This window comes from Streptomyces sp. NPDC040432, from assembly GCF_055595445.1.
Map to the genome: position 1 here is coordinate 112,406 of NZ_JBVIVP010000001.1, position 23,574 is coordinate 135,979.

The 23,574-nt window shown below is 73.7% G+C and carries 21 protein-coding genes; 8 read left to right on the plus strand and 13 right to left on the minus strand.

Annotation, left to right across the window (positions count from 1 at the left end):
- The first annotated feature begins 323 nt into the window (after positions 1-323).
- Positions 324-2,360: an NHL repeat-containing protein gene (locus ACZ58N_RS00540; protein ID WP_471153810.1), complete on the plus strand. Its 2,037-nt coding sequence runs from the start codon at positions 324-326 to the stop codon at positions 2,358-2,360.
- Between the two features lie 69 nt (positions 2,361-2,429).
- On the opposite strand, the gene ACZ58N_RS00545 is transcribed toward ACZ58N_RS00540, so the two are convergent.
- Complete coding sequence (locus ACZ58N_RS00545; RefSeq protein ID WP_471153812.1) at positions 2,430-2,942, minus strand: hemerythrin domain-containing protein; 513 nt, start codon at positions 2,940-2,942, stop codon at positions 2,430-2,432.
- A gap of 132 nt (positions 2,943-3,074) precedes the next feature.
- On the opposite strand from ACZ58N_RS00545, the gene ACZ58N_RS00550 reads away from it, so the two are divergent.
- The gene (locus tag ACZ58N_RS00550) at positions 3,075-4,286 is read left to right on the plus strand and encodes an FUSC family protein (protein ID WP_471153815.1); all 1,212 of its coding nucleotides are present in this window, start codon (positions 3,075-3,077) and stop codon (positions 4,284-4,286) included.
- Between the two features lie 147 nt (positions 4,287-4,433).
- Here the strand turns inward: ACZ58N_RS00550 and ACZ58N_RS00555 are convergent, their stop codons facing one another.
- The 5 genes from ACZ58N_RS00555 to ACZ58N_RS00575 all read right to left on the minus strand — a co-directional run bounded on the left by ACZ58N_RS00555 (position 4,434) and on the right by ACZ58N_RS00575 (position 9,425).
- Positions 4,434-5,210 carry a CAP domain-containing protein gene (locus ACZ58N_RS00555; RefSeq protein WP_471153817.1) on the minus strand — a complete coding sequence of 259 codons (777 nt, stop codon included), beginning with the start codon at positions 5,208-5,210 and terminating at the stop codon, positions 4,434-4,436.
- A 435-nt stretch (positions 5,211-5,645) separates the two neighbouring features.
- Positions 5,646-6,005, minus strand: coding sequence for a subtilase-type protease inhibitor (locus ACZ58N_RS00560; protein WP_471153819.1), 360 nt, complete (start codon positions 6,003-6,005; stop codon positions 5,646-5,648).
- A 422-nt stretch (positions 6,006-6,427) separates the two neighbouring features.
- Positions 6,428-7,180 (minus strand): amino acid ABC transporter ATP-binding protein, encoded by a 753-nt coding sequence (locus ACZ58N_RS00565; RefSeq protein ID WP_471155168.1) that lies wholly within the window; start codon positions 7,178-7,180, stop codon positions 6,428-6,430.
- A gap of 32 nt (positions 7,181-7,212) precedes the next feature.
- Entirely contained in the window at positions 7,213-8,175 is a 963-nt protein-coding gene (locus ACZ58N_RS00570) for an ABC transporter substrate-binding protein (RefSeq protein ID WP_471153822.1), read from the minus strand.
- Between the two features lie 80 nt (positions 8,176-8,255).
- Positions 8,256-9,425, minus strand: coding sequence for an LLM class flavin-dependent oxidoreductase (locus ACZ58N_RS00575; protein WP_471153823.1), 1,170 nt, complete (start codon positions 9,423-9,425; stop codon positions 8,256-8,258).
- 672 nt (positions 9,426-10,097) lie between these two features.
- On the opposite strand from ACZ58N_RS00575, the gene ACZ58N_RS00580 reads away from it, so the two are divergent.
- From ACZ58N_RS00580 to ACZ58N_RS00590, 3 genes are all read left to right on the plus strand, one after another.
- Positions 10,098-11,075, plus strand: a complete 978-nt coding sequence (locus ACZ58N_RS00580; RefSeq protein ID WP_471153825.1) for an amino acid ABC transporter permease — start codon at positions 10,098-10,100, stop codon at positions 11,073-11,075.
- A 219-nt stretch (positions 11,076-11,294) separates the two neighbouring features.
- Positions 11,295-11,846, plus strand: a complete 552-nt coding sequence (locus ACZ58N_RS00585; RefSeq protein WP_471153827.1) for a rhodanese-like domain-containing protein — start codon at positions 11,295-11,297, stop codon at positions 11,844-11,846.
- 196 nt (positions 11,847-12,042) lie between these two features.
- Positions 12,043-12,471: an ATP-binding protein gene (locus ACZ58N_RS00590; protein WP_471153830.1), complete on the plus strand. Its 429-nt coding sequence runs from the start codon at positions 12,043-12,045 to the stop codon at positions 12,469-12,471.
- An 80-nt stretch (positions 12,472-12,551) separates the two neighbouring features.
- On the opposite strand, the gene ACZ58N_RS00595 is transcribed toward ACZ58N_RS00590, so the two are convergent.
- The gene (locus ACZ58N_RS00595) at positions 12,552-13,820 is read right to left on the minus strand and encodes a cytochrome P450 (protein ID WP_471153833.1); all 1,269 of its coding nucleotides are present in this window, start codon (positions 13,818-13,820) and stop codon (positions 12,552-12,554) included.
- A gap of 76 nt (positions 13,821-13,896) precedes the next feature.
- Entirely contained in the window at positions 13,897-14,250 is a 354-nt protein-coding gene (locus ACZ58N_RS00600; protein ID WP_471153836.1) for a hypothetical protein, read from the minus strand.
- On the opposite strand from ACZ58N_RS00600, the gene ACZ58N_RS00605 reads away from it, so the two are divergent.
- Positions 14,249-14,485 carry a hypothetical protein gene (locus tag ACZ58N_RS00605; protein ID WP_471153839.1) on the plus strand — a complete coding sequence of 79 codons (237 nt, stop codon included), beginning with the start codon at positions 14,249-14,251 and terminating at the stop codon, positions 14,483-14,485. The two genes, ACZ58N_RS00600 and ACZ58N_RS00605, sit on opposite strands and share 2 nt — an antisense overlap.
- 142 nt (positions 14,486-14,627) lie before the next feature.
- Here the strand turns inward: ACZ58N_RS00605 and ACZ58N_RS00610 are convergent, their stop codons facing one another.
- The 3 genes from ACZ58N_RS00610 to ACZ58N_RS00620 form a co-directional block, all read right to left on the minus strand.
- Positions 14,628-15,689 carry a helix-turn-helix domain-containing protein gene (locus ACZ58N_RS00610; protein ID WP_471153842.1) on the minus strand — a complete coding sequence of 354 codons (1,062 nt, stop codon included), beginning with the start codon at positions 15,687-15,689 and terminating at the stop codon, positions 14,628-14,630.
- A 197-nt stretch (positions 15,690-15,886) separates the two neighbouring features.
- Entirely contained in the window at positions 15,887-16,885 is a 999-nt protein-coding gene (gap, locus tag ACZ58N_RS00615; protein WP_471153845.1) for a type I glyceraldehyde-3-phosphate dehydrogenase, read from the minus strand.
- Positions 16,886-17,102: 217 nt separating this feature from the next.
- On the minus strand, positions 17,103-18,059 hold the full coding sequence (locus tag ACZ58N_RS00620; protein ID WP_471153847.1) for a GlxA family transcriptional regulator: 957 nt from the start codon (positions 18,057-18,059) through the stop codon (positions 17,103-17,105).
- 174 nt (positions 18,060-18,233) lie between these two features.
- Between ACZ58N_RS00620 and ACZ58N_RS00625 the strand changes: the two genes are divergently transcribed.
- Together ACZ58N_RS00625 and ACZ58N_RS00630 are read left to right on the plus strand one after the other, a co-directional pair.
- Entirely contained in the window at positions 18,234-20,282 is a 2,049-nt protein-coding gene (locus ACZ58N_RS00625; protein WP_471153850.1) for a DUF4139 domain-containing protein, read from the plus strand.
- Between the two features lie 8 nt (positions 20,283-20,290).
- Positions 20,291-21,853, plus strand: coding sequence for a DUF4139 domain-containing protein (locus ACZ58N_RS00630; protein WP_471153853.1), 1,563 nt, complete (start codon positions 20,291-20,293; stop codon positions 21,851-21,853).
- 93 nt (positions 21,854-21,946) lie between these two features.
- Here the strand turns inward: ACZ58N_RS00630 and ACZ58N_RS00635 are convergent, their stop codons facing one another.
- Positions 21,947-22,672 (minus strand): hypothetical protein, encoded by a 726-nt coding sequence (locus ACZ58N_RS00635; protein ID WP_471153856.1) that lies wholly within the window; start codon positions 22,670-22,672, stop codon positions 21,947-21,949.
- A gap of 82 nt (positions 22,673-22,754) precedes the next feature.
- Positions 22,755-23,471 (minus strand): DsbA family protein, encoded by a 717-nt coding sequence (locus ACZ58N_RS00640; protein ID WP_471153858.1) that lies wholly within the window; start codon positions 23,469-23,471, stop codon positions 22,755-22,757.
- Positions 23,472-23,574 lie beyond the last annotated feature (103 nt).

Genomic DNA, 23,574 nt, shown 5'->3' on the forward strand with positions numbered 1-23,574 from the left:
CCAGCCCAGGAGTTCCCGCAGCCCTTCCGCGGTGGCCCAGGCTGCCCTGAGTCCGTCCGCGCCGGTCAGCTCCGCCGGCGCGGAGCCGTCCGGAGGGCGCTGCTCCAGCCGGCTCGGTACGGGCGGTACGGGTCCGGAGGGATCCGGACGGGACGTCCCACGGTCCTCGCGGGCCGGTGCGCCCGGGCGGAGCCCGGTGTGCGCGGTGGCGGTGGTTGGTCCGTACGGGCGGATCGGGTGCGTGGGGCGGGGCGGGACCGGACGGGGGCGCGGCCGGTGCTGTGAGGCTGGCGCGGACCCCGCCCCAGCCCGAAGGAAGGACCATGCGGATGCGCGTGCGCCGTGGACATCACCGGGCGGCCCTCCTGGCCGCCCTGCTCTCGATCACCGTGGCCACCGGGCCGGCGCCCGCGTCGGGCGACCCCGCTCCCGGTAAGCGGGAGATCGCCCGGGACGGGGTGGTGCGCGGCGGCAGCGGTCCGGTCCCGGGGGCGGCGGTCACGGTGTACGAGGCGGGCACCCGTTTCGGTGACCGGCCGCGCCGCCTGGGCGGTGCCCGTACGGACGACCGGGGCCGGTTCCGGGTGACGTACGCCCCGCCCCGCGACCCGGGGGCTGTGGTGTACCTGACGGCCGACGCGCGGCCCGCGGACGGCGGGCCGGACGACCGGGCGCGGACGACGCCCCCGGTTCGGTTCGCGGCCGTGCTGACCGGGGCCCCCGGCGGGCCGGGGCGCCGGCTGGGCGTCACCGAGCGGACCACTGTCGCGGCGGGGTTCGCGCTGGCCCAGTTCACGCGGGACGGGGGGTTCGCGGGGCCCTGGCCGGGGCCCCGCAACGCCGCGTCGGTGGCGCACAACCTGGCGGACGTGACCACCGGAGGGGTCTCGCCCTTCCTGGCTGCGCCGCCGAACGGCGGGCAGACCTCAACGCTGCGCGCCTTCAACTCGTTGGCCGACGCGCTCGCCGCGTGCACGGCGCGGGCCCGGGGCTGCGCGGAACTGTTCGAAGCGGCGCGGGTGCCCGGTGGCGAGCGGCCCCGGGACACTCTGCAGGCCGTCGCGGACATCGCCCGCGCGCCGGGTACCCGGCCGGGCGCGGTGTTCGCGCTGGCGCGGCGCCACCCCGTGTACACGCCGGCGCTCGACGCGGCGCCGACGGCCTGGACGCTGGCCCTGCGCTACGAGGGCAACGGGCGGGAGTTCGACGGTCCGGGGAACATCTCCTTCGACCGGGCGGGGGACGCCTGGGTGGTGAACAACTACGTCTACGGGCAGGACCCCCGGGACCCGGCGTGCGGGGGCAGGCAACTGCTCCGGATCCGACCGGACGGCCGGGACGCCCCGGGAGCGCCCTATGCGGGCGGGGGCCTGTACGGCGCCGGGTACGGGGTGGCGATCGACCGGTCCGGGGACGTGTGGGCGGCGAACTTCGGTTTCCAGGGGCGGGGTTGTCCGCTGGACCCGGACCCGTTGTTCCGTAGCGTCTCGCAGTTCGACCCCCGGGGGCGGGCACTGTCCCCGCCCGCCGGGTGGCGGCAGGGCGACTTCGTGCAGCCGCAGGGCCTCATGACGGGACGGGACGGCACGGTGTGGGTGGCGAACTGCGGCAGCCGCAGCGTCACCCGGATCCCGCAGGGGCGGGCCGCGCGGGCCGAGAACCTGCCGGTCGCGGACGGCAGGCTGGTGAAGCCGTTCGGTGTGTCGTTGGACGGCCGCGGCCGGGCGTGGGTCACGGGCAACGGCAGTGACAGCGTGGCCGTGTTCGGCCCGGAGGGGACGCTGGAGCGCGTGGTGACCGGTGGCGGGCTGCGGCGGCCGATGGGGATCGCATCCGACAGCCGCGGCAACCAGTGGGTGTCGAACAGCGGTGGCGTCCGGGTGCCGTGCGAGGACGGCACCTCCCAGGACCTGGCCGACTCGGCCGGCCCGGCGGGCGGTCCCGCCGCGGAGGGGGCCTCGGTGCTCATGCTCGACCCCGACGGTTCGACGCCGGCGGCCTCGTACACGACGGGCAGTGTGCTGCTGCCCTGGGGCATCGCCGTGGACGGCTCGGACACGGTGTGGGTGGCCGACTTCTCGGGGCAGCGGGTGACCCGGCTGTGCGGGGTGCGGACGGAGGCCTGCCCGCCGGGGTACCGGACCGGGCAGCCCATCTCGCCGGCTTCCGCCGGGTACGGCTTCGACGGGCTGGTCCGCAACACCGGCGTCCAGGTCGACCCGTCGGGCAACGTGTGGTTGACGAACAATTGGGAACTCGTCCCGTTGCAGACCAACCCGGGCGGCCGTCAACTGGTGCTCTTCGTCGGCCTGGCCACGCCGGTGCGCACGCCGCTGATCGGGCTGCCGCGACCGCTGTGACCCGCGGGGTCGCCGCCCCCGCCCGCACGGTGGGGGCGGGGGCCGGCCGGTTCGGGGAGCGTCCGCGGGCTACTTGCCCACGGCGGCCCGGACGTTCTCGACGCTGCCGCAGTCCTCGGCCAGCCGGCGTGCGCGCTCCTCCAGGAAGGCGGCTCCCAGCTCGGCCCGCCGTTCGTCGGGGACGTTCTCCCTGGCGCCGTTGAGGATGGTCCGCTCCTCCTCGTCCAGGTGGTGGGACACCGCCTTGACCAGGTCCTCCAGCTTGGAGTCCCAGGCGTCGGAGCCCACCTCGTCGACCTCCAGGAGGGCCAGGAGTGCTTCGTTGCCCTCCTCGTGCTCCTCGGTGCCGTGCTCGACTTCCTCGTTGTCCACGTCCTTGAAGCGTTTCAGGGCGCCGTACACCTTCGCCTCTTCCGCGTCCCCGTGCGCGATGAGCAGGGCGGAGAACTTCCTCAGCGCGTCCTCGCGGTCCGATTCCACGCTCCGCATCCGCCGGAACAGGTCCTCCATCCTGCGGTGGTCCTTGAGGATCAACGCCACGACGTCCTGTTCCTGATCCTGGTGCTGCCGGTCGGCTGCCATGCCGGCTCCTTCCTCGTTCGGTGCGCTCGCCTCACCCGGCGCGTGCTCGCCGCCGCGCGGTTGAAACCTCCCGGGGGCCCGAAACCTGCCGGTCACAGGTTTCCGTCGGCGGGTTCGGGCAGGCGCACGGGCATGACCCACGCACTTGCCTCGCTCCTGCACGTCGTACGCCGAGAACCCGCGGTCGTCCAAGCGCTCCGCTCGACGGCCGCCGCCGTCGTCTCCTATGCCGTCGCGCTACGGCTGAGCAGCGAACCCGCGCCGCTGACGGCGCCGCTGACCGCACTCCTCGTCGTACAGGTGACCCTCTACACGACGCTCACCACGGGTATCCGACGCGTCAACTCCGTGGTGGCGGGGGTCCTCGTGGCGATCGCGTTCAGCGCGCTGGTCGGTCTGACCTGGTGGAGCCTCGGCCTGGTCATCCTGGCGTCGCTCGTGGTGGGGCGACTGGTGCGGGCCGGTGAGTTCGTGCCCGAGGTCGCGATCAGCGCCATGCTGGTCCTCGGGGTGAGCCGGGTGACGGACACCGCCTGGGACCGGGTCCTGGAAACGCTGATCGGCGCGGCGGTCGGTCTGGCCTTCAACGTCCTCGTCGCCCCGCCCGTGTGGGTGGAACCGGCGAGCGCCGCCATCACCGGTCTCGCGGCCCGGATGCGCACGCTGCTCCTGCACATAGGCGGTGAGGCGGAGAACGCCACCACCGTGGAATCGGCCGCCGCCCGGCTGCACGAGGCCCGGCGGCTCGACAACGACGTGGCCGAGGTGGACGCGGCGCTGCGGCAGGCCGAGGACAGCCTGCGGATGAACCCCCGCGTCCGCGAGGGCCTCCTCTTCCGGCTCGTGCTGCGGACGGGCCTCGACACGCTGGAAATATGCGCGGTAGTGCTGCGCGTGTCCTGCCGGACCCTGACCGACATGGCCCGCACCCGTGGCTCGGAGCCGCTGTTGCCGTCGCCGGTGGCGGATGCGCTCCAGGAGGTGTACGACCACCTGGCGGGCGCGGTCGAGTCCTTCGCCCAGCTCGTGACGGCCCAGGTCAGTGCCAATGCGGAGGCGGCGGAGGAGCGGCTGAACGAGGAACTGGCCATCGCCCGCCGCAGCCGCGAGCGGTTCGCCGCCCTGCTGCCGGAGCAGGTGGCGCGGCGACCCGACGAATGGCAGCTCTACGGGTCCCTGCTGGCCGACGCGGATCGGGTGCTGGACGAACTGGGGGTGGAGAAGCGCTCGGCCCGGTTGATGGAGGAACTGGACCGGCACTCGCGTGAACGCCGCGCACGCCATCCCCGGCTGCACGCGCTCGCCGGACGGGCGCCCCGGCGTCGCACCGTGACGAAGGTCTGAGCCCGGACGGGGCGGCCGGATCCCGGCCGCCCCCACGTCGTACGTCGGCTCCACGTGTCGGCGCCACATGTCGGCGTCGTGCGTCGCCCCGTGCTTCGAACGTCGCCCCGTGCCCCGGAGTCGCGCGTCGGTGCCGGGCGCGGGTGGTCAGCGCGCGGCGCCGAAGCTCTGCGTCCAGTACTGGCCGGGCTGGGCGAGGCCGATCCCGATCTCCTTGAAGGAGCAGTCGAGGATGTTCCGCTTGTGGCCCGGGCTGTTCATCCAGCCCTCCATGACCTTGGCGGCGGTGTCGTAGCCGTAGGCGACGTTCTCGCCGTAGGTGCTCCACTGGTATCCGGCGCGGGTGATGCGCTGACCCGGGTCCGAGCCGTCGGATCCGGTGTGGGACATGTTGGAGTGGGCGGCCATGTCGGCGCTGTGGTCCTGTGCGGCCTTGGTCAGCTGCTCGTTGACGGTGAGCGCGGGACAACCGACGGCGACGCGCTCCTTGTTGACGAGCGCGAGGACCTCGCCGGTGGCGCCGGTGGGGGCCTGGGCGTCGGCGGGGGTGCCGGCCTCCGGCGTCCCGGTCGACTCCGCGGGCTGCGGCTGCTGGACCGGCTGCTGCGGCGCCTGCTGGGGCTGTTCGGCGGGCAGCGGGTTCTCGGGGGCCGGGTCGGCGGGCGGCTCGACGACGGGCTGCGCGACGGGCTCGGCCGGAGCCGCCTCGGGGGCCTCGAACGGGATCGGGGCCTGCACGGGCTGCTGCGCGTCCGGTCCCGCGTGCCAGGGGCGGGCGTCCTGCTGGGAGGAGACGACCCGCACGGGGCCGGTCTCCTGGGTGTCCAGGCACGCCATGGCCGTGGTGGGCACGCCCACGATGGCCAGCGCCCCGACGGCGACGGCTATCTTGCGATGGTGCTTCTTCTTACGGTGCTTCTTCATGCGGGACCTCACTCGGTGATCGCGAAGCTCCCGGCGCCGGACCGCGAGGGCGCCGGAGGAGTCGCCATTCTTAGAAGCCCGGCAGTGGCCTGGCAAGCCACGGCCCCGGAGCCGCGGAGGGGGTCCGGGACACGGCTTGAATCGGCTGGAAGATCGTGCATGCCCGGACGGCGGCCGCCCCGGCACGCAACTGTCGCACCGCCAGAACAGGCCCCTGTCAGCCGCGTTGGAGAAGGCCGAACAGGAGCCACCAATTCCGTTTCTGGCGGAGTGAGGCATGTCCCCGCGAAATAGCGACATAGGCCGACATGTCGCCGGACCGAATCCCACCTCAAGGGTCGCCGGACCCGCGGGCGGGCCGTGACGCATGTCACGGGTTCGGGAGGGAACCGGAGGGAGAACGACCCGTACGGCCGCCCTTCACCCCGATGCCGATCAGAACGCGAAGACGGCGTTGCCGTTCAGGGTCGCGTTCATGGCGCAGCTGTTGGAGAACGTGTGCTTCCAGGCGACCCGGCCGCCCTGCCAGACGCCGTCCGCCGTGACGGTGACGGGGTCGTAGTGCATGGGGCAGGCCCGCTCCGGGTCCGGGGCGGCCAGCAGCCGGTCGAAGGCACCGCCGGTGGCGTTCAGGGCGCCACAGGCGGCCGCGGGGTCGGGGTGCGTACCCGAGGCGGTCGGGGCGCAGCTGAGGGTGGAGGCGCGTAAGGCGGTGTCCGTGTCGGTGTCGCCCTGGACGACGGTGAAGACCATCGCGGACGGGGCGTACAGGCTCGCGGGGCGGGCCTCCGCCACACCGGAAGCTCCTACGAGACACAGGAGGGCGGCGGCAGAGACCGTGGTGATGCGGCGCACAGCACAACTCACTTTCGATTCCAAGGTTGAACGCGATACCGCCTTGCGATATCGCGTCCTGACTTGGCCAACAGTGACCGATGCGAAGGGGCGACGCACATCGACGACCGTTTTACGGACACTCCGTTCGGATAGCGGGCACCGAATGGTCGTTCGGGCAGCTCACAGGGCGTGCGCCGCCCTGCCGCGCGATCAAGGGTCTCGGGCGGCACCACCCGTGACCTGCGCCCCGACCCGCCGGGCGCCGCGCGCCGTTCATCGAACGGCCACGCACCTTGACCGGATCGGAGCGGTCCGGAACGCTCCGCAGGCCCGGGCGGGGCCCGGCGGACCGGGCCCCGCCCCTGGATCCGGCTCCCCGGTCAGAGCACCTTGGAAAGGAACGCCCGGGTACGTTCCTCTTGCGGCGCGTCCAGGACGGCTGCCGGCGGGCCCTGCTCGACGACGACCCCGCCGTCCATGAACACGACGGTGTCGGCGACCTCCCGGGCGAAGCCGATCTCGTGGGTGACGACGATCATGGTGGTACCGGCCGCCGCCAGGTCCGTGATGACGTCGAGCACCTCGCCGACCAGTTCCGGGTCGAGGGCCGAGGTCGGCTCGTCGAGGAGCAGCACCTTGGGTTCCAGGGCGAGCGCCCGGGCGATGGCCACCCGCTGCTGTTGTCCACCGGAAAGCTGCCGCGGGTAGGTGTCGCCCTTGTCCGCGAGACCGACCCGTTCCAGCAGTCGGAGCGCCGACTCCCGGGCCCGCGCCCGCGGGCGGCGGAGCGCGCCGACGGGGGCCTCGACGAGGTTCTCCAGCACGGTGAGGTGCGGGAAGAGGTTGAAGTTCTGGAAGACGAAGCCGATGTGCGTGCGCTGCCCGAGGACCTCCGCCTCCCCCAGCTCGTACAGCTTGCCGCGGGCGCTGCGGTAGCCGATGAGCTCGCCGTCGACACGGACCAGGCCGCGATCGACCTTCTCCAGGTGGTTGATGGTGCGCAGGAGCGTGGACTTGCCCGAGCCCGAAGGGCCGATGACCACGGTGACCTCGCCGGCCCGGACCAGCAGATCCACACCGCGCAGCACCTCCAGCGTCCCGAAGCTCTTGTGGACGCCCCGCACCTCGACCATGACGTCGGTCGGGGTGCCGACGACCGGGGTGCTCACGTGTGCTCGGCGGGGTTGATCCGCGACTCTTCGATCGCGGAGGCGGTGGTGCCCCACTTCTTCAGGATCCGGGCGTACGTGCCGTTCCTGACCAGCTCGTTGACGGCGGCCCGGAAGGCGGGGGTCAGTGGGGACCCCTTCTTGAAGGCGAAGCCGACGTCGAGGCGGTGGTACTCACCGAGGAAGGTGGTCCGCGCGGCGGGCTGGGCGGCCTGGTGGCGCAGGCCGTTGATCGTCGACATGACGACGTCGATCCGGCCCTGCTGGAGCGCGGTGGTCACGGCCCCCGGCTCCGAGAAGACCTTGACCTCGTAGGGCTTCTTGCCGGCCGCGGCGCACACGCCCTGCTGTGCGGTCAGGGTCTTCTCGAAGGTCGTGCCCGCGCCGGTGCCGATGGTCAGTCCGCAGAGTTGGGCGAGGTCGTTGACCTGCGTGGTCAGCGTGGTGTTGCCGGTCTTCACGGCGAAGCCCTGGCCGTCGTTGATGTAGGTGACGAAGTCGATGGTCTTCAGGCGTTCCGCGGTGACGCCGAAGTTGCCCGTGCCGAGGTCGTACTTCCCGCTGCCGAGGGCGGGCAGGATCGTCTCGAAGGAGGCGTCCTGACGTTCCGCCCTGACCCCGAGGACCTTGGCCACGGCGTCGGCGATGTCGATGTCCTGGCCGGCGGGCGGCTTGTCCTGCCCGTTCGGGTAGTACGCCGACGGCGGGGAGCCGACGGAGCTGCCGATCCGTACGCTGCCCGTGCTGCGGACGTCGGCGGGGAGCAGGGCGGCGATCGTCTCGACGGTCGTCACGTCGGCGACCGGATCGTCGGCCGGGACCGTTGAGGTCCGCGCGGCGCCCGCCGGCGCCGGAGCACCGCCACCGGAGCCGCAGGCGGTCAGCGGCAGCAGGGGCAGGAGGGCGAGGGCGGCGGTGACGCGCAGGCGGGTGCGGATCCCGTTCCCGGGGAGGTTCACGGCGGGCAGGCCTTTCCATGGCGGGGCGTGGTCAAGGACGGTGGCGGGGCGGTGGGGGTGGTCGGGGTGGACCCGGGTCGTCACCCGCCGACCCCGGTCAGGCGCTCCTGCGGGGCGGCGTTCGGGTTCGCGGCTGCCCGGGCGGCTTTCCCGGCGGTGTCGCGCCTGGCCACTTCCTCGCGGACCAGGGGGATCACGTACCGGCCGAAGTCGACGGCGTCGTCGAGGAGGTCGTAACCGCGGGCGGAGAGGATGTCGACGCCGAGGTCGTGGTAGTCGAGCAGGGCCTGGGCGACCGTTTCCGGGGTGCCGACCAGGGCGTTGGAGTTGCCCGCGCCGCCGGTGGCGGCGGCGGTCGGGGTCCACAGGGCCCGGTCGTAACGCTCACCGGCCTCCGCGATGGCGATCAGGCGCCGCGATCCGGTGTTCTCGGGCGCCGCGGCCTCCGTGACGCCGCCCTGGTGCCGCCGTACCGGGCCGCCGGCCCGGCGCCGCCGGATCGCGGCCACCGTACGGTGGGCCTTCTCCCAGGCGAGTTCCTCGGTCGGGGCGATGATCGGGCGGAACGCCACCTGGATGCGCGGCACGTCGGTGCGACCCGCGGCCACCGCGGCGGCCTTCACCGCCTCGATCTGCAGGGCGGTTTCGGCCAACGGTTCGCCCCACAGGCAGTAGACGTCGGCCTCGGCGCCCCCGGCCGCGTACGCGGCGGGCGAGGAGCCACCGAACGAGACGTCGGGGCGGGGTTGTCGGACGGGGAAGACATCGCTGACGAAGTCGTGGAAGCGGTAGTGCTCGCCCTCGTGGTCGAAGGGCTCGTGGGTGGTCCAGATCTTCTTGACGATCCGGATGTACTCACGGGTGCGGGCGTAGCGCTCGTCCTTGGTGAGGGTGTCGCCCTCGCGACCCTGCTCGTGGTCGTTGCCGCCCGTGATGAAGTGCACGGCGAGCCGGCCCTCGCTGATCCGGTCGAGGGTCGCGAAGGTCTTGGCCGCGAAGGTGGGGTACGAGACGTTGGGCCGGTGGGCGAGCAGGATGCCGAGGCGGTCCAGCCTGGCGGCGACGTAGGCCGCGGCCGGCGCGGGGTCCGGGGAGCCGGAGCCGTAGGCGAACAGCACCCGGTCCCAGCCGTGGTCCTCGTGCGCCCGGGCGAGCCGGAGCGTGTACTCCTTGTCGAAGGAGGCGCCGGAGCGGGCGGTGGTTTCGGAACCGTCGTTGGTGGCGGCTATGCCAAGGAATTCCACGGGCATGGGGGGCCTTTCGGGGTGCGGCGGATCGCGGGCGGACAGCGCGAACCGACCTCTCGACAGCCTCATATGACGTGACGTCACACCGAGGTGGCGGAAGCGGCGCGGCGGAATGCGACGTGGACGACGCGACACGTCGCGGGATGGGGGCGGGGCAGCGCACGTCCGGATCCACGACGCCGCGCCCCGGTGCGGGCGGACGCCGCGCGGCGGGTGGTGCGGAGGGGGACATCGGCCCGCGACGGGGTCACCGAAGGAGGGAAGGGCCGATCAGACAGCCCGCTGCCGCATCAGGCGCGACAGGTCGCGGACCACACCCGACCGAAGTCGATGTAGTCGCGCGAAACAAGGCGCTGATGGGCATTCATGTGACCACTTGAGCAGCACGCGATGCGCTTCGTCAAGCAACGGACCGGATGCCGGACACCCCCCGACCGGGTGGGAGCCCGTGGTTGACACGGCCACGGCGTCGGCGCGTACGATCCGGCGACGGACCGGCCGCCCCCGTGCGGGAGGCCGATCCCGCCGCGTTGAGGGACGCGGTGAGCGTGACGACGCACCGACCCGGACCGGATGGGTCCCGCTCCTGCGCGGAGCATTCCTGCCGCGCCCTTCGGCGCGCGGCGCCGGGGCGGCCACGACCGCCCGCGCCTCCCTCACCTGGAGAATCCCGCGATGCCCACGCCCACCACCACGGTTGCCCCGTCGACAGGGTCATCCACCACCGCCGACGTCTCCACGCCACCGCCGATCGTTCCGCGCCGGCGCACCGGCCGTCGGGTTTCCGCCGCCCTCGCCCTGCTGGTCCTCGCGATGGCGCTGACGTCCGTGGTCCGCAACGAGGCCTTCCAATGGGACGTGGTGGGACGCCACTTCACCACGGCCGCCGTCCTCGACGGTCTGCTGCTGACCCTGTGGCTGACCGGCGCGGTGATGGTCCTCGGTTTCCTGCTGGGTTCCGTCCTGGCGGTGATGCGACTGTCCGGCAACCTGGTTCTGCGAAGCCTGAGTTGGGGCTTCGTATGGATCTTCCGGTCCACCCCGCTGCTGGTGCAGTTGCTGTTCTGGTTCAACATCGGCGCCCTGTATCCCACGCTCGGACTCGGCATTCCGTACGGTCCGGAGTTCTTCACCGTGAAGACGGTGAACCTGCTCGGCCCGACCCTCACCGCCGTCATCGGTCTGACCCTGCACGAGAGCGCCTACGCCTGCGAGGTGGTGCGCGGCGGCATCCTGTCGGTGGACCCCGGTCAGACCGAGGCCGCCCAGGCCCTCGGATTGAGCAGGTTCCGCACCCTGCGCCGGATCGTCGTCCCGCAGGCGATGCGCTCGATCGTGCCGACCGCCGGGAACATGCTGATCGGCACGCTCAAGGGCACCAGCATCGTCAGCGTGCTGGCGGTGCACGACCTGCTGTACTCGGTGCAGTTGACCTACAACCAGAACTACCAGGTCATTCCGCTGCTGATGGTGGCCACCCTCTGGTACATCGCCGTCACCACCGTGCTGAGCGCGGGCCAGTTCTACGTCGAGCGGTACTACGCGCGCGGCACCTCCCGCGGCCTGCCGCCCACGCCCCTCGCGCGGCTGTGCAGTGGGCCGGCCGTCGCGCGCGCCCGCCTGCGGATACGGACCGCCGTCGGCGGCCGGTGAGGTCCGAGGGAGCGGGGCGAGGGGCGCCCGCGGGTCATGCCGACGACCCGGCCTCCCTGCTCCGGCCGCGGGCCACCTCGCTTGTTGCGGGAACGTGGCGAGTGTGTGGCGGTCGGCCGCGGCGACCGCCGCGGGGGCGCCCCCGAGCCTAGGATCCCGGGCACGTGCCGCCGTCCGCCGCGCACGCCACCGTCCCCCTGCCGAGGATCACGATCCGCCATGAGTGTGACCGCCGCCCTGACTGTGCCCGAGGTGCTCCCCCGCCTGCACGAGCTGACCGTCGTGGACGTTCGTACCCCCGGCGAGTTCGCGTCGGGTCACCTGCCCGACGCCGTCAACGTTCCCCTCGACCGTCTCGCGCGGTCCCTGCCGGACCTCCGGCGGGCGTCCGCCCGCACACCGCTACTGGTGGTGTGCGCCTCCGGAGCGCGTGCGGAGAACGCCGTCGCCGTCCTGGCCTCCCACGGCATCGGCGCCTCCGTGCTCACCGGTGGCACCGCGGCCTGGGCGGCGGGCGGCCACCGTCTCGACCGTCCCGAGGGCGCGCAGCGGGCCGTCTGGGCCATGGAGCGCCAGGTCCGCTTCGCGGCGGGCGCGCTGGTCCTGCTCGGACTGGTCCTCGGTCTCGTCGCGCACCCGGCGTTCCAGCTGCTGTCCGCGGGCATCGCGGGCGGACTGGTCTTCTCCGCCGTCAGCAACACCTGCGGCATGGCGGTCGTGCTGGGCCGGCTCCCCTTCAACCGGCGGGCGGGCGCGGAACCCTCCCGCTGAGGGGGCGTCCGTGCTGCCCGGCGAGGCCGTCGACGCGGAGTCCCGCGGCTGGGCGTCGTCGCACCCTGACCGGGAGAGCGGGAGGACGGGAGGACGAGAAATCCGGACGAAGGAGGGCGGACGGGGAATGAGGCCGCCGCTGCCGGGCAGGGGGTTCTCGTGAGAGCCCTGTAGAGCCGCGACCGGGAGACCACCGATGACTCCTGCACTCCTGCAGCACCCCCGGTTGCACCTCGACCTCGCGGGTGACAGTGCCGCCGCCAACCGGGCGCGCGCGGCGACGTCCCGGTTCCTGCACGATGCGGCCGACGGATCCGACCGCCCGCGGGCGGTGTCCCCACCGGCGGAGGACGCCGCCCTGCTGATCGTCACCGAGCTCGTCACCAACGCGGTCCGGCACACCGCCGGACCCTGCACCCTGGATCTGGCCCTGCACGGGGAACGGCTCGACATCGACGTCACGGACGGCAGTCCGGAGCGTCCCGTCACCCGGGCGCCGCACGTCGAGGGCACCGGCGGTTGGGGTTGGATCCTGATCCGACACCTCGCCCGCGAGGTGACCGTGCACCCGACCGCGGCCGGGGGCAAGACCGTCAGCGCCTGCCTGACGGTCACGGCCGCCTGACCGACCCGGGCCGCGGAGCCGTCGGTGAGCGTCGCCGGGGCGTCATCGGTAGGAGAGCCCCAGGACCCAGGGGGCGCCCGTCAGTACGAGAGCCGCAGGACCATGCCGCTGCGCGGCCGGGTCGGTATGCGGTTCAGCGGAATCGTCATGTCCTGGCGCGGAAACGTGTACTCCAACCGGCCGAGTGCCGTGGCCAGGGCCGTCAGCACGCCGACGACGATGTCCTCACCCGGGCAGCGGTGCCCCGTACGGACGTCTCCCCCGCCCTGCGGGACCAGCAGGTCGGCGTCCGGTTCCCGCCCGAGGAAGCGGGTGGGGTCGAAGCGGTGGGGCCGGTCGAACAGGTCCGGGTCGTGGTGGTGGCCGTAGACGTCGAGGAGGACCAGGGTGCCCGCGGGCACGGCCGAGCCCCGGTGTTCGAGATCGCGGGCGGCGACCCCGCCGACGAAGGGGACGAACGGGTAGAATCGACGGACCTCGTGGGCGAAGGCCCGGGCGTACGCCCAGTCCCCCGCGCGCAGTCCCAGGCGCAGCTCGGGGTCGCGCCCCAGGGCGTGCGCGGCGAAGGCCGCGAACCAGGCGATCGCGACGGTCGGCCGGATGATGTTGAGCAGTTCGACCGCGGCGGTGTGGGGGTCGAGCGGGTTGCCGTCGGCGTCGAGGTGGTGGGCCACCGTCTCCAGGACCGAGCGGGACGGCACGCTGCCGCCGTCGCCCGGGACGGTGAGGACACCGGGGTGTGCGCGGCCGGCCCGTACGTCCGTCACGGCGTGCGCGAGGCCCTGTTCCTGCCGGGTCCGCGCCCGGACGGCCTTCCAATGACGTGGCCCGGGCGTCGCGAAGCCGTCGACCATGGACACGCAGTCCTCGGCGATCTCGCGGGCCGCGTCCTGGGTCACCGGCAGACCCACCCAGTCGCAGGCCGCCTCGGCGAGCACCTCTGCGAACCGGTCGAAGAGCACGATCTCCCCGCCGCGGGCCCGGGTGAACGCCTCGTGCCAGTGCGTCCCGATGCGGTCCAGCAGCGCGGCGACGCCTTCGCGCGAGGTGAGCAGGGACACGAACATCGCCTTGCGGACCCGGTGCGCGTCACCGTCCAGGGTATGGACGGCGCCGCGGCCGAAGAGGGTGTCGAGCACCGCGCCCGGCAACGCGTCGTGGCGCAGGACGTGCCGCTCGTCGTAGAAGAACGCGACGTCGGCGGGGCCGTGCAGGACGATCGCGCGCCGCCCGAACAGCCGCGTGCGCACGGGGCCGCCGTCGGGGCCCTTGCGTCGGCGCAGGTCGGGCAGCCAGGCGTAGCCGTGCGTCCACAGGGAAGCGGTGCCGTCGATCGTCGGGAGGGGCATGTCCGGCGCCTACCCGACGATCCGGGCCGCACGCGGGATCGACCGCCCGATGCCGACCGCCCCGATGCCGACCGGGTCAGGCACGGCCCGGGTGCGGGCCCGCGACGGCCTCGGCCGACAGGCGGCGTCCGACCGGGGTCCCGAGGGCGCCGCGCAGGGCGGCGTCCCGCACGGCGCGCGCGGGCGACGCGCGCAGGGTCCGGGCGCGGGTGGCGAGATCGGTCGGGGCGCTCACGCGCAGGGCTTCGGCGCGGCGGGCGCGACGCCGGACGGTGAGCGGGTCGACGGCCCGCGGCGCGGGCGCTCCGGGCGGGGCCGTCACCTCGGGCAGGGCGGCGGCGTTCGTGACCGCGTTCCCGCGGCGACGAACGCGGTTTCCGTTCGTGTCGCCGCGCCTGCCGGCGCCCGGGACGTGGAACCGTCTCCGCATGACCGAAAGTTCGACGCCTTACATCTCCGCGGCCCGGGTCACCGTCCTGGCGGTGCAGCCCGGCAATCCGCCCTTCCGCCTCGTCGAGGTCGACGGCGAGTTCGTCGGCAGGGCGAGTTCGATGACGGACGTGCTGCTCGTCGCCGCCGAGGCCGGTGTCACGGTCCACGATCTCGACGACCCCGAGGCGGTCCACTGGGTGGGCGGCGGGAAATTCACCTGGAGCGTGCACTAGGACCTGTCGTCGGACTCCCGTCTGCCTCGCGGTGTCCGGCACGCACTCCGGGCGACGACGGGACTTTGACGACCGGCCCTGGAACGTCCGGGCCGCCGTACCGGTCGTGCCTCCCACGGCTCCGGACGAATGGCGCCGCTGCTCACCCGGCCGGGTCGGCCGCCGGGTCGAGCAGTCGCCACGCGGTGAGGGCGAGCCGGGCCCGGATCAGACCGGTGTGTCCGGCGGGTCCGGTCAGCTCGATGCCCAGCGTCCTCGCGATCTGTTCGATCCGCCGGGCGACACTGCTGTGGTGCAGGTGGAGGAGGTCCGCGGCCTGGCGGAAGGAGCCCGTGGCGCAGTACGCGTCCAGGGTTTCCACATCCTCGGGGACCGCGGCGAGTCGGGCCATGGCCACCACGTCCGCGTTGTCGCGCGCGGCTGCCCGCGGGATCTCGGCAAGCAGGGCGAGCGCGCCCAGGTCCCGGTGGTGGACGACCGGTTCGCGCGGGCCGGTGAAGCGCAGGGCGGTCCGCGCCTGGCGCCAGGACCGGTCGGGGCTCGTGGCGGCGCCGATGCCGGCGCGGACACCGGCCGGGAACAGGGTCGGGTCGACGCAGGTGGCGAGGAGCACGCCGACGTCGGCGAGCGCGGCCGCCTTGACCGGGCGGCCCGGGCACACCAGGGCGCCGATCCGGTCGAGCGGCTCCCCCGACCGTACGGCGACGACGCGGACCGGCAGGTCGGCGGCGAAACCCAGCAGCCGCAGCGCCCGGGCCCTGGCCGCCTCGTCGCTGTCGGCCCCGATCACCAGCTCCACGAGCGCGGGGTCGGCCATGGTCGTACGGGCCGGGCCGTACCGCTCGACGGCCGCCGACGCTGCGATGGCGAACCGGTCCAGGAGCACGTCGTCGAGCGGGCCGGGCGCCCCGGGGCGTTCCAGCCAGACCGTGCCGATCTCTTCCTCGTCGAGGGTGATCGCCACCGTGGTGGAGGCGGGGGCCGGTGGGTCGGACGCCGGTCGGCCGTCGACCGCCATGCGGATCGACCGTCCGGTGCCGTGGATCCGGATCCCGGCGACGCATTCGGCGAAGACGGCCGAGGCACGGGCGAGTGCCGCCAGGTCCACCCGGCGGCGCATCAGGGTGTCGTAGAACACGACGACGCGGATCGCGCCCTCGACGTGCGGGTCCAGGTGGGACAGCCGTACCGCGATTGCCTCCATGGCCCAGAGAATAGGCCGTCGGTGGCTGCGGGAGGGGCGCCGGTCGGCGCGTGATCGGGGCCCGTCGCACGACAGTTGGCGGACGTACGCGTTCACCCGTGCGCTTGCTGTCGGTCGGCCCTCCGCACGCGCGCGGGCTCCGGTCGGGCCGTCCGTGGCGGCCCCCCGGAGTCCCGGCGGCGGGTGCTGTCGGCTGCTCAGCCGGCGGCGAGGAGGGTGAGCGTGTCGATCACCCGGTTGGAGAAGCCCCACTCGTTGTCGTACCAGGCGACGACCTTGATGTGACGGCCGTCGACCCGGGTGAGCTCCGCGTCGAAGATCGACGAGGCGGGGTTGCCCGTGATGTCGGAGGACACCAGCGGGTCGTCGGAGTACTCCAGGACGCCGGCGAGGGGTCCGTTCGCCGCGGCGCGGTAGGCCTCCAGCACGTCCTCGCGGGTCACGTCGCGGGCGACGGTGGTGTTGAGCTCGACGATCGAGCCGACCGGAACCGGTACGCGGATCGAGTCACCGGACAGCTTGCCGGCGAGGTTCGGCAGGACCAGGCCGATCGCCTTGGCGGCGCCCGTCGAGGTCGGCACGATGTTGACGGCGGCGGCGCGGGCGCGGCGGGGGTCGCGGTGCGGGCCGTCCTGCAGGTTCTGCTCCTGCGTGTAGGCGTGCACCGTCGTCATGAAGCCGTGCTCGATGCCGGCGAGGTCGTCCAGTACGGCGGCCAGGGGTGCCAGCGCGTTGGTCGTGCACGAGGCGTTCGAGACGATCGTGTGCAGGGCCGGGTCGTACGTGTCGGAGTTGACCCCGTACGCGAGCGTGACGTCGGCGCCGTCGGACGGCGCGCTGACCAGCACCTTGCGGGCGCCCGCCTTGATGTGGCCGCGGGCGGCCTCGGCCGAGGTGAAGCGGCCGGTCGCCTCCAGGACGAGGTCGACACCGAGCTCCGCCCACGGAAGCTGCGCAGGTTCCCGCTCCGCGAGCACCTTGATGCGGTGGCCGTCCACGACGAGGGTGTTCCCCTCGACGGTCACCGGGCGGCCGAGCCGGCCGGAGGTGGTGTCGTAGGCGAGCAGCCGGGCGAGGGTGGCGGGCTCCGTGAGGTCGTTGACGGCGACGACCTGGAGGTCGCTGTCGCGTTCCAGGAGCGCGCGCAGCACGTTGCGACCGATGCGGCCGAATCCGTTGATGGCGATGCGAGTCATGAGCGATGTCCCTTCGTTCGCCACCAGGTTCGCTCGCGCCGCACACCCTCCGACAGAGGCGGGATCGCCATGGTTCAAAAGGATCCCGCCAAAGGGACTGCCCCGACTCCGCGGGTGGAGGCCGCCCGCGTCTCCGCAGGGGTGGAGGCATGCCCGGGGCCTGTCGTCAAAGTCCCGTCGTCGCCCGGAGGGCGGCCTCGGAGTTCGACGACAGGTCCTAGTCGCCGCGGGTGAACGTGCGCCGGTAGTCGGTCGGCGTGGTGCCGAGGATGCGCTGGAAGTGCAGGCGCAGGTTCGCGCCGGTGCCGAGGCCCACGTCGGCGGCGATCTGCTCGACGCCGCGCTCCGAACGTTCGAGCAGTTCGCGGGCCAGGTCGATCCGGGCCCGCATGATCCACTGCATCGGCGTGTACCCGGTGTCGTCGGCGAAGCGGCGCGAGAACGTGCGGGGCGACACCCCTGCGTGCCGGGCGAGCGCCTCCAGCGTGAGGGGTTCGGCCAGCCGGTGCAGCGCCCACTCCCGGGTGGCGGCGAACCGCTCGCCGAGCGGCTCGGGCACGCTGCGCGGCACGTACTGGGCCTGACCGCCACTGCGGTAGGGGGCCGCGACCAGCCGCCGGGCGGCGTGGTTGGAGGCGGCCACGCCGAGGTCGCCGCGCAGGATGTGCAGGCACAGGTCGATGCCGGAGGCGGCGCCGGCCGAGGTGAGGACGCTTCCCTCGTCGACGAACAGGACGTTCTCGTCGAGGCGGACCAGCGGATGCCGCGCCGCGAGGGCACGGGCGTAGTGCCAGTGGGTCGTGGCGCGCTTGCCGTCGAGGAGGCCCGTCGCGGCGAGCGCGAACGCGCCCGTCGAGATCGCGGCGAGGCGGGCGCCGCGCTCGTGCGCGGTGATCAGCGCGTCGATGACGGGTCGTGGCGGATCGTCACGGTCCGGGAAGCGGTAGCCGGGGACGAAGACGATGTCGGCCCATGCGAGCGCCTCCAATCCGTGGGTCACGTGGTACGACAGCCCGTCGCCCCCGGCCACCAGCCCGGGCGCCGCCCCGCACACCCGTACCTCGTACGGCATGCTCGCGCGGGTCGTGAACACCTGTGCCGGGATGCCGACGTCCAGCGGCTTGGCACCTTCGAGGACGAGCACGGCGACACGATGGAGGCGGGAGGCAGACACGCCCCCGACCCTACGCGCCGATCCGGTCCGGGTTCGGCGCCGTCCGGTGGTGTGGAACACCGGTGTCGGGCCCGGCCGTACCGACCGTCCGTCCGGCCGGCCGGCCTGTCGGCGGCCCGGCGTAGGCTTCGGGCAGGCACGGACGGCGTGGGGGCGGATCGTATGGCTGCTGGGATGGGACAGAGGTGGGGCTCGGACCTCGACTCGGTCGTGGTGTACGCGCGGGGCGCGCTGTGTCGGCGTGTGGCCCGCGGCGTCGTACCGCCGGACGGTCGGGTGCGCGTGACGGGCCTGCCCCGTTCGCTGGACCCGGGCTCGCTGCGCGCCGCGGTGGTGGGACCGGCCGGGGTGCGCGTCACCGAGGCCCGGGTGGAGGTCGAGGCCGAGCCCCTCGGCGCCGACGCTCCGGACACGTTGCGGCGCGAGGTCGAGCGGCTCACCGAGGAGCAGGCGGCGGCGCGGGCCCGTCGGGACCGGCAGTCGGGCCTGATCGAGGAGGTCCGGGCGCTGCGACCGGTGCCGCCGCCGCGCAGGCGGGACGATCCGCACCGGCGCACGCCGGTCGACGCCTGGCTGGCCCTCGCCGACTTCGTCGACGAGCGACTTGCCCGGCTGCACGCCCGCCTCGTCGAGCTGGAGGAGGCCTTGGCCCGGGTAGGGCACGAACGCGACGTCGCCTCGGACCGGCTCTCCCGCGCCTCCACCGACGCGCCGTCGGCGCACGTGGCGACCACGGTCTGTGCGGTCCTGACCCTCGACGGCACCGGTGCCCCGGGCACCGAGGTGGAAGTGGAGCTGGAGTACGGCGTGCCGGGCGCCGTCTGGGTGCCGGCCTACCGCCTCACCCAGCGTCAGGGCGACGGTACGGGCCGTCTGGTGTTGCGCGCCTCGGTCGCCCAGCGCACCGGCGAGGACTGGACCGGCGTGCGGATCGCCCTGGCCACGGCCGACCTCCGCCGCCGCACCGACCTGCCGAAGCTCCGCTCGGTCCGGATCGGACGCCGACAGGCCGATCCCGCGCCGTCCGGCTGGCGGGAGCCCCCGGCCGGCCTCGCGGACCTGTTCGCCGGCTACGCCGCGGCCGGCCCGCGCCCGGCGCCGGTCGCCGCGCGCGCAGCGGTGCCCGCGGCGACCGCGGCCGCCCCCGTACAGGCGCCACCACCGCCCCCGCCACCGGCGCCGCAGGCCTTCGGCGGCCCGCCGCCGCCGTCGTCCGCGCTTCCCGTGCCCGGCGGTGCCCCGGAGTTCGGCGGCGGGGCGCAGGCCTTCGCGCGGCCGGCCCGGGCGCGATCGGCCGCCGGGCCCGGCGGGCCCGGGCCCGGCGCGGCAGGCGCCATGGCTCCGGCGGCTCCCGGCTCGGCGGCGCCGTCACCGCCTCCGCCCGTCGGCCCGCCGCAGCCGAGCGGCGCCGAACTCGACTATGCGGCGCTCGTCCTGCGCGGTCCGGAGGAGTCGACCGGCCGCCGGGGCCGGTTGTTCCCGAACCCGCCCGCCGACCCGGTGGCGGCCGAACACCGGCGCCGCGCCGAGACGGTGGCGGCGCTGCCGCTGCCCGGGCACGCGGTGCGGCCCCGCGAGTCGGCGGGTTCCTTCGACCACCGCTTCGACGCCGCCGCCCGGGCGGACGTTCCGTCGGACGGCACCTGGCACACCGTCACCGTCACCGAGATCCCGGTGGGGCTGCGCACCGAGTACCTCTGCGTGCCGTCCGTCGAGCAGACCGTGTACGCGACGCTCGTCCTCTCCAACGCCACCGATCAGGCCCTGCTGGCCGGCCCGGTGGAGGTCACCGTGGACGACGAGTTCCTGCTGACCGCCGCATTGCCGACGCTCGCGCCCGGCGGTGTCCGCCGGGTGGGGCTCGGTGCGGCCGAGGGCATCCGTGTCACCCGCCGCACCAACCTGCACGAGTCGACGGCCGGGCTCCGCAACAACACCACCGTCCTGGACCACCGGGTCCACGTGGAGGTGGCGAACCGGCTCGCGGAAGCGGTCACCGTCGAGGTCCGCGAACGGGTGCCCGTCACGTCCGAGACGGATGTCCGCATCGAGGAACGGTCCGACTGGGCCGCACCCGAGGACGGCGCTGCGGAACATCACGCCCCGGGTACCCGGGTCTGGCGGGTGGAGCTGCCCGCCGGCGCCACCACCGCCCTCGAAGGCGGCTACGAGATCCGCATCCCGGCCGGCAAGGCCCTCGTCGACGGCAACCGCAGGAGCTGAAGCACCCCATGTCCACGCCCCCGAAGCCGATCGCCCTGCCCGTCACCGCCGTCACCTGTCTGGAGGACCGTGCCCACATCGAGCGCACGGCCGTCCTCGACCTGGAGGCCGGGGTCCAACGCCTGCGCCTGGGACCGGTCAGCGCGCTGGCCGTCGACCGCACCCTCCATGCCGAGCTGATCGCCGAGCACTCGGCGACCGTGCTCGACGTCCGCATCGTCCGCGCCTGGACACCGCACGGCCCGCTGCCGCCCACCGTGGACGACTCGGCCGTGCGCCACCGCGAGTACGCCATCGAGGAGGAGCGGACCGCCCTGGGGCAGCGGCAGGACCGGCTGAGGGCCCGGCTCGACGCGCTCGGCAGCCTCGCCGCGGACCTGCTGCGGGACATCGGCGAGGGCGCCGGCGCCGGGGACACCGAGCGGGACCGTTGGAACCTTGAGTTGGACCGCGTCGACGAGGAACGCGACGCGTGCGGGGAACAACTCCGTTCCGTGGAGGCGCGGCTGGCCGCTCTCGCCGTCGAGCTCCGGCATGTCCAGGGCGCCTTGAACCTCTCCGAGCAGCAACCCGCCGAACTGGTCGGTCACATCGAGCTGACCGTGGACGCCTCGGTCGCCGGGCCCGTCCGGCTGCGGCTCGGGCACCTCACGCCGTGCGCGCTGTGGCGGCCCGCCTACCGGGCTGTGCTCGACGGGGACTCCCTGACGCTGGAGACCGAGGCGGTGGTCTGGCAGCGCACCGGTGAGGACTGGTCCGACGTACGACTGACCCTGTCGACGGCCCGCTCGGCCCTGGCCACCGATCCCCCGCGGCTCACCGAGGACCGGCTGACGCTCAAGGACCGGTCGGCCGCGGAGCGCCGCACCGTCGACGTGGAACTGCGCGAGGAGGAGATCGGCGACCTCGGGGCGGCCCCCGTGGTCGGCCTGCCGGGCGTGGACGACGGCGGCGAGGCCCGGGTGTTGAGCTCCCCGGCACCGGTGTCGGTGCCCTCGGACGGCCGCGCGCACCGGGTGCCGCTCTCCTCCTTCACGGCGCCCGCCCGCAGCGAGTACGCCTGTTCGCCCGAGCTGTCCCCGCTGGTGACGCAGGTGGTGCGGTGCGAGAACCGGTCGGGCCACGCCCTGCTCGCGGGGCCCGTCCAGTTGGTGCGCGGCAGTGGGTTCAGCGGTCGCGGCACTCTGGACTTCACCGCTGCCGGAGCCGCCTTCGAGCTCGCCTTCGGTAGCCGTGACGACCACCGGGTGGTCCGGTATGCCGAGGAGTCCCGCGATGCGGTGGGCATCACCCAGCGGACCCTGGTCACCCGCACGGTGCGGCTGCACCTCTCCCGGTTCTCGGCGCCCGGGGAACTGGACGACCGGGTCGTCGCCGTCCGGGAACGGATCCCGGTCTCGGAGGTGTCGGCGGTGGAGGTGCGCCTGCGCCGGGAGGCGTGCTCCCCGGCTCCGGACGTGGTCGACGCCGAGGGCATCGCCCGCTGGGACGTGACGCTCCCGCCCGGTGGCCGGCGTACGGTCACGCTGGTCTACGAGCTGTCGGCGAGCTCCAAGGTCGTCGGGCTCTGAGGTCGTCGGGCTCCGAGGCCCGCCGACCGAGTGGGTCGGCGGGCGGTGGTGGAGCCTGCCGTCCGCGGGTGGCCGCGGACGGGGCCGTACCGGTCAGGCCGGGTCGACGGTGATGACACGGCCCGGGTCGGTCGTGTCGTGGACGGCGTAGCGGGCGGAGATGGTGGCGCCGGTGATCGACGTGGCGCAGAAGAACGAGCCTTCCAGCTTCACCGGGATCGGCGCCCGGTCCAGGACCACCGCGGGGCCGGCCCCTCCCTCCCAGCGCCCCTGGGCTCCCGCGGGGCCGGTCGGGGCCGCGGTCGCCTTGCAGGCGAGGAGGCCGCTCGTCCTCAGGACGAAGCCACGGGCGGGGATGGACAGTCGGGCCGTGCTCGGGTCGCCGTGCTGGAGCAGGACCTGCCAGGGGCCGCTGTCCTCGTTGGTCTCGACGGCCACGCGCAGACCCGGGGCATCGGTGGTGCAGTCCTTGAAGACCGGCGGCTTGATGCGGAGGGCGACGGGGCCTTCGGGGTTGGTGTGGTTCGGCTCGGCGGGTATCGCGTTGTCGCGGGTATCGGAGGCGGCGCAGGTCACGACGATCGGTCCGGCCTCGAACACCACCGGCCCCGAGGCGAGGGCCGCGAACCGGTGCCCGGCAGGCGAGACGGACGTACCGGCCTGTACGGCGACCGCGGTCTCTACGGCCCGTGCGCCGTGCGCGGTCGGGTCGGCCTGTGCGGTGGTCGGGAGGAGGAGGGCCGAGCCGGCGAGGGCCAGCACCGCGGCGCCCGAGCGGAGCGCAGGGGTGGTTAACCGCAGGTTCTTCGTAATGATCATGGATTGAGCCTAGGAACCCACCCCGTACGCCCGTAGGGCCGAACGACCCCTCGACGGAGTCCGTTGGTCCCGGCCGATCGGCTCAGCTCTGTCCGGGGGGCTGCTTCGCCAGATGGCGGTCGAGTGTGCGCGCGGAGTCGAAGACGTCACGGTCGTCGTCGTGGACGAGCCTGCCATTGACCGCCATCGAAGGGGTACCGGAGACCCCGGCGCTCTCCAGGGCCTCTTCGGACAGGTCCACGAACTCCTTGTGCTTCATGGACGTGACCGCCTCATCGAACTCCGCGCCGTGCAGGCCCTCTATGCCGATCGCCGCGACCAGCAGGAAATCGGGCGTGAAACCGCCGAGTTTCCTGGCCGCCGCCTGCTTCCGGTAGAGCGCCTCGTGGAACTCCAGGAACGCGTGGTGGTCCAGGGCGGCGCGCAGGGCGTTGACCGCCTGCACCGATCCGGGGCCCAGGAAGGACCCGAGGACGAACTGGAGCTGGATCTCGCCCCTCCGGGCCTTGTCGCGCAGGTGCCGGCCGGTTCCTCGGAGCTCGAACTCCGCGCAGCCCGGGCAGCTCGGGTCCTCGTAGAGCCGGACGGAGACGGGTGCGTTCACGTCACCGATGACGATGGTCGTACGGTCCCCGTGCAGGCTTTCGGGTGCCTTCGGCAGCGGCTGGACCGGCTCGCTCCCCGACTGCCGCCGTGTCGGCAACCCGCATGCGGCGAGCACCGGCGCGGTTCCGAGTCCCGTGGCCAGCGCCAGGAACCCCCTTCTGGATCTGCCCCCTCCGACTGCTCCGACGTGCATGTTCGTTCTCTCCCCCGAGTGGATCACGCGGGTCAGCGTACGGGACCGGCCATGAGGGCGGCCGTGAATTTCCGCGGGGATTCGAACGCCCCGGCGCGGGTCA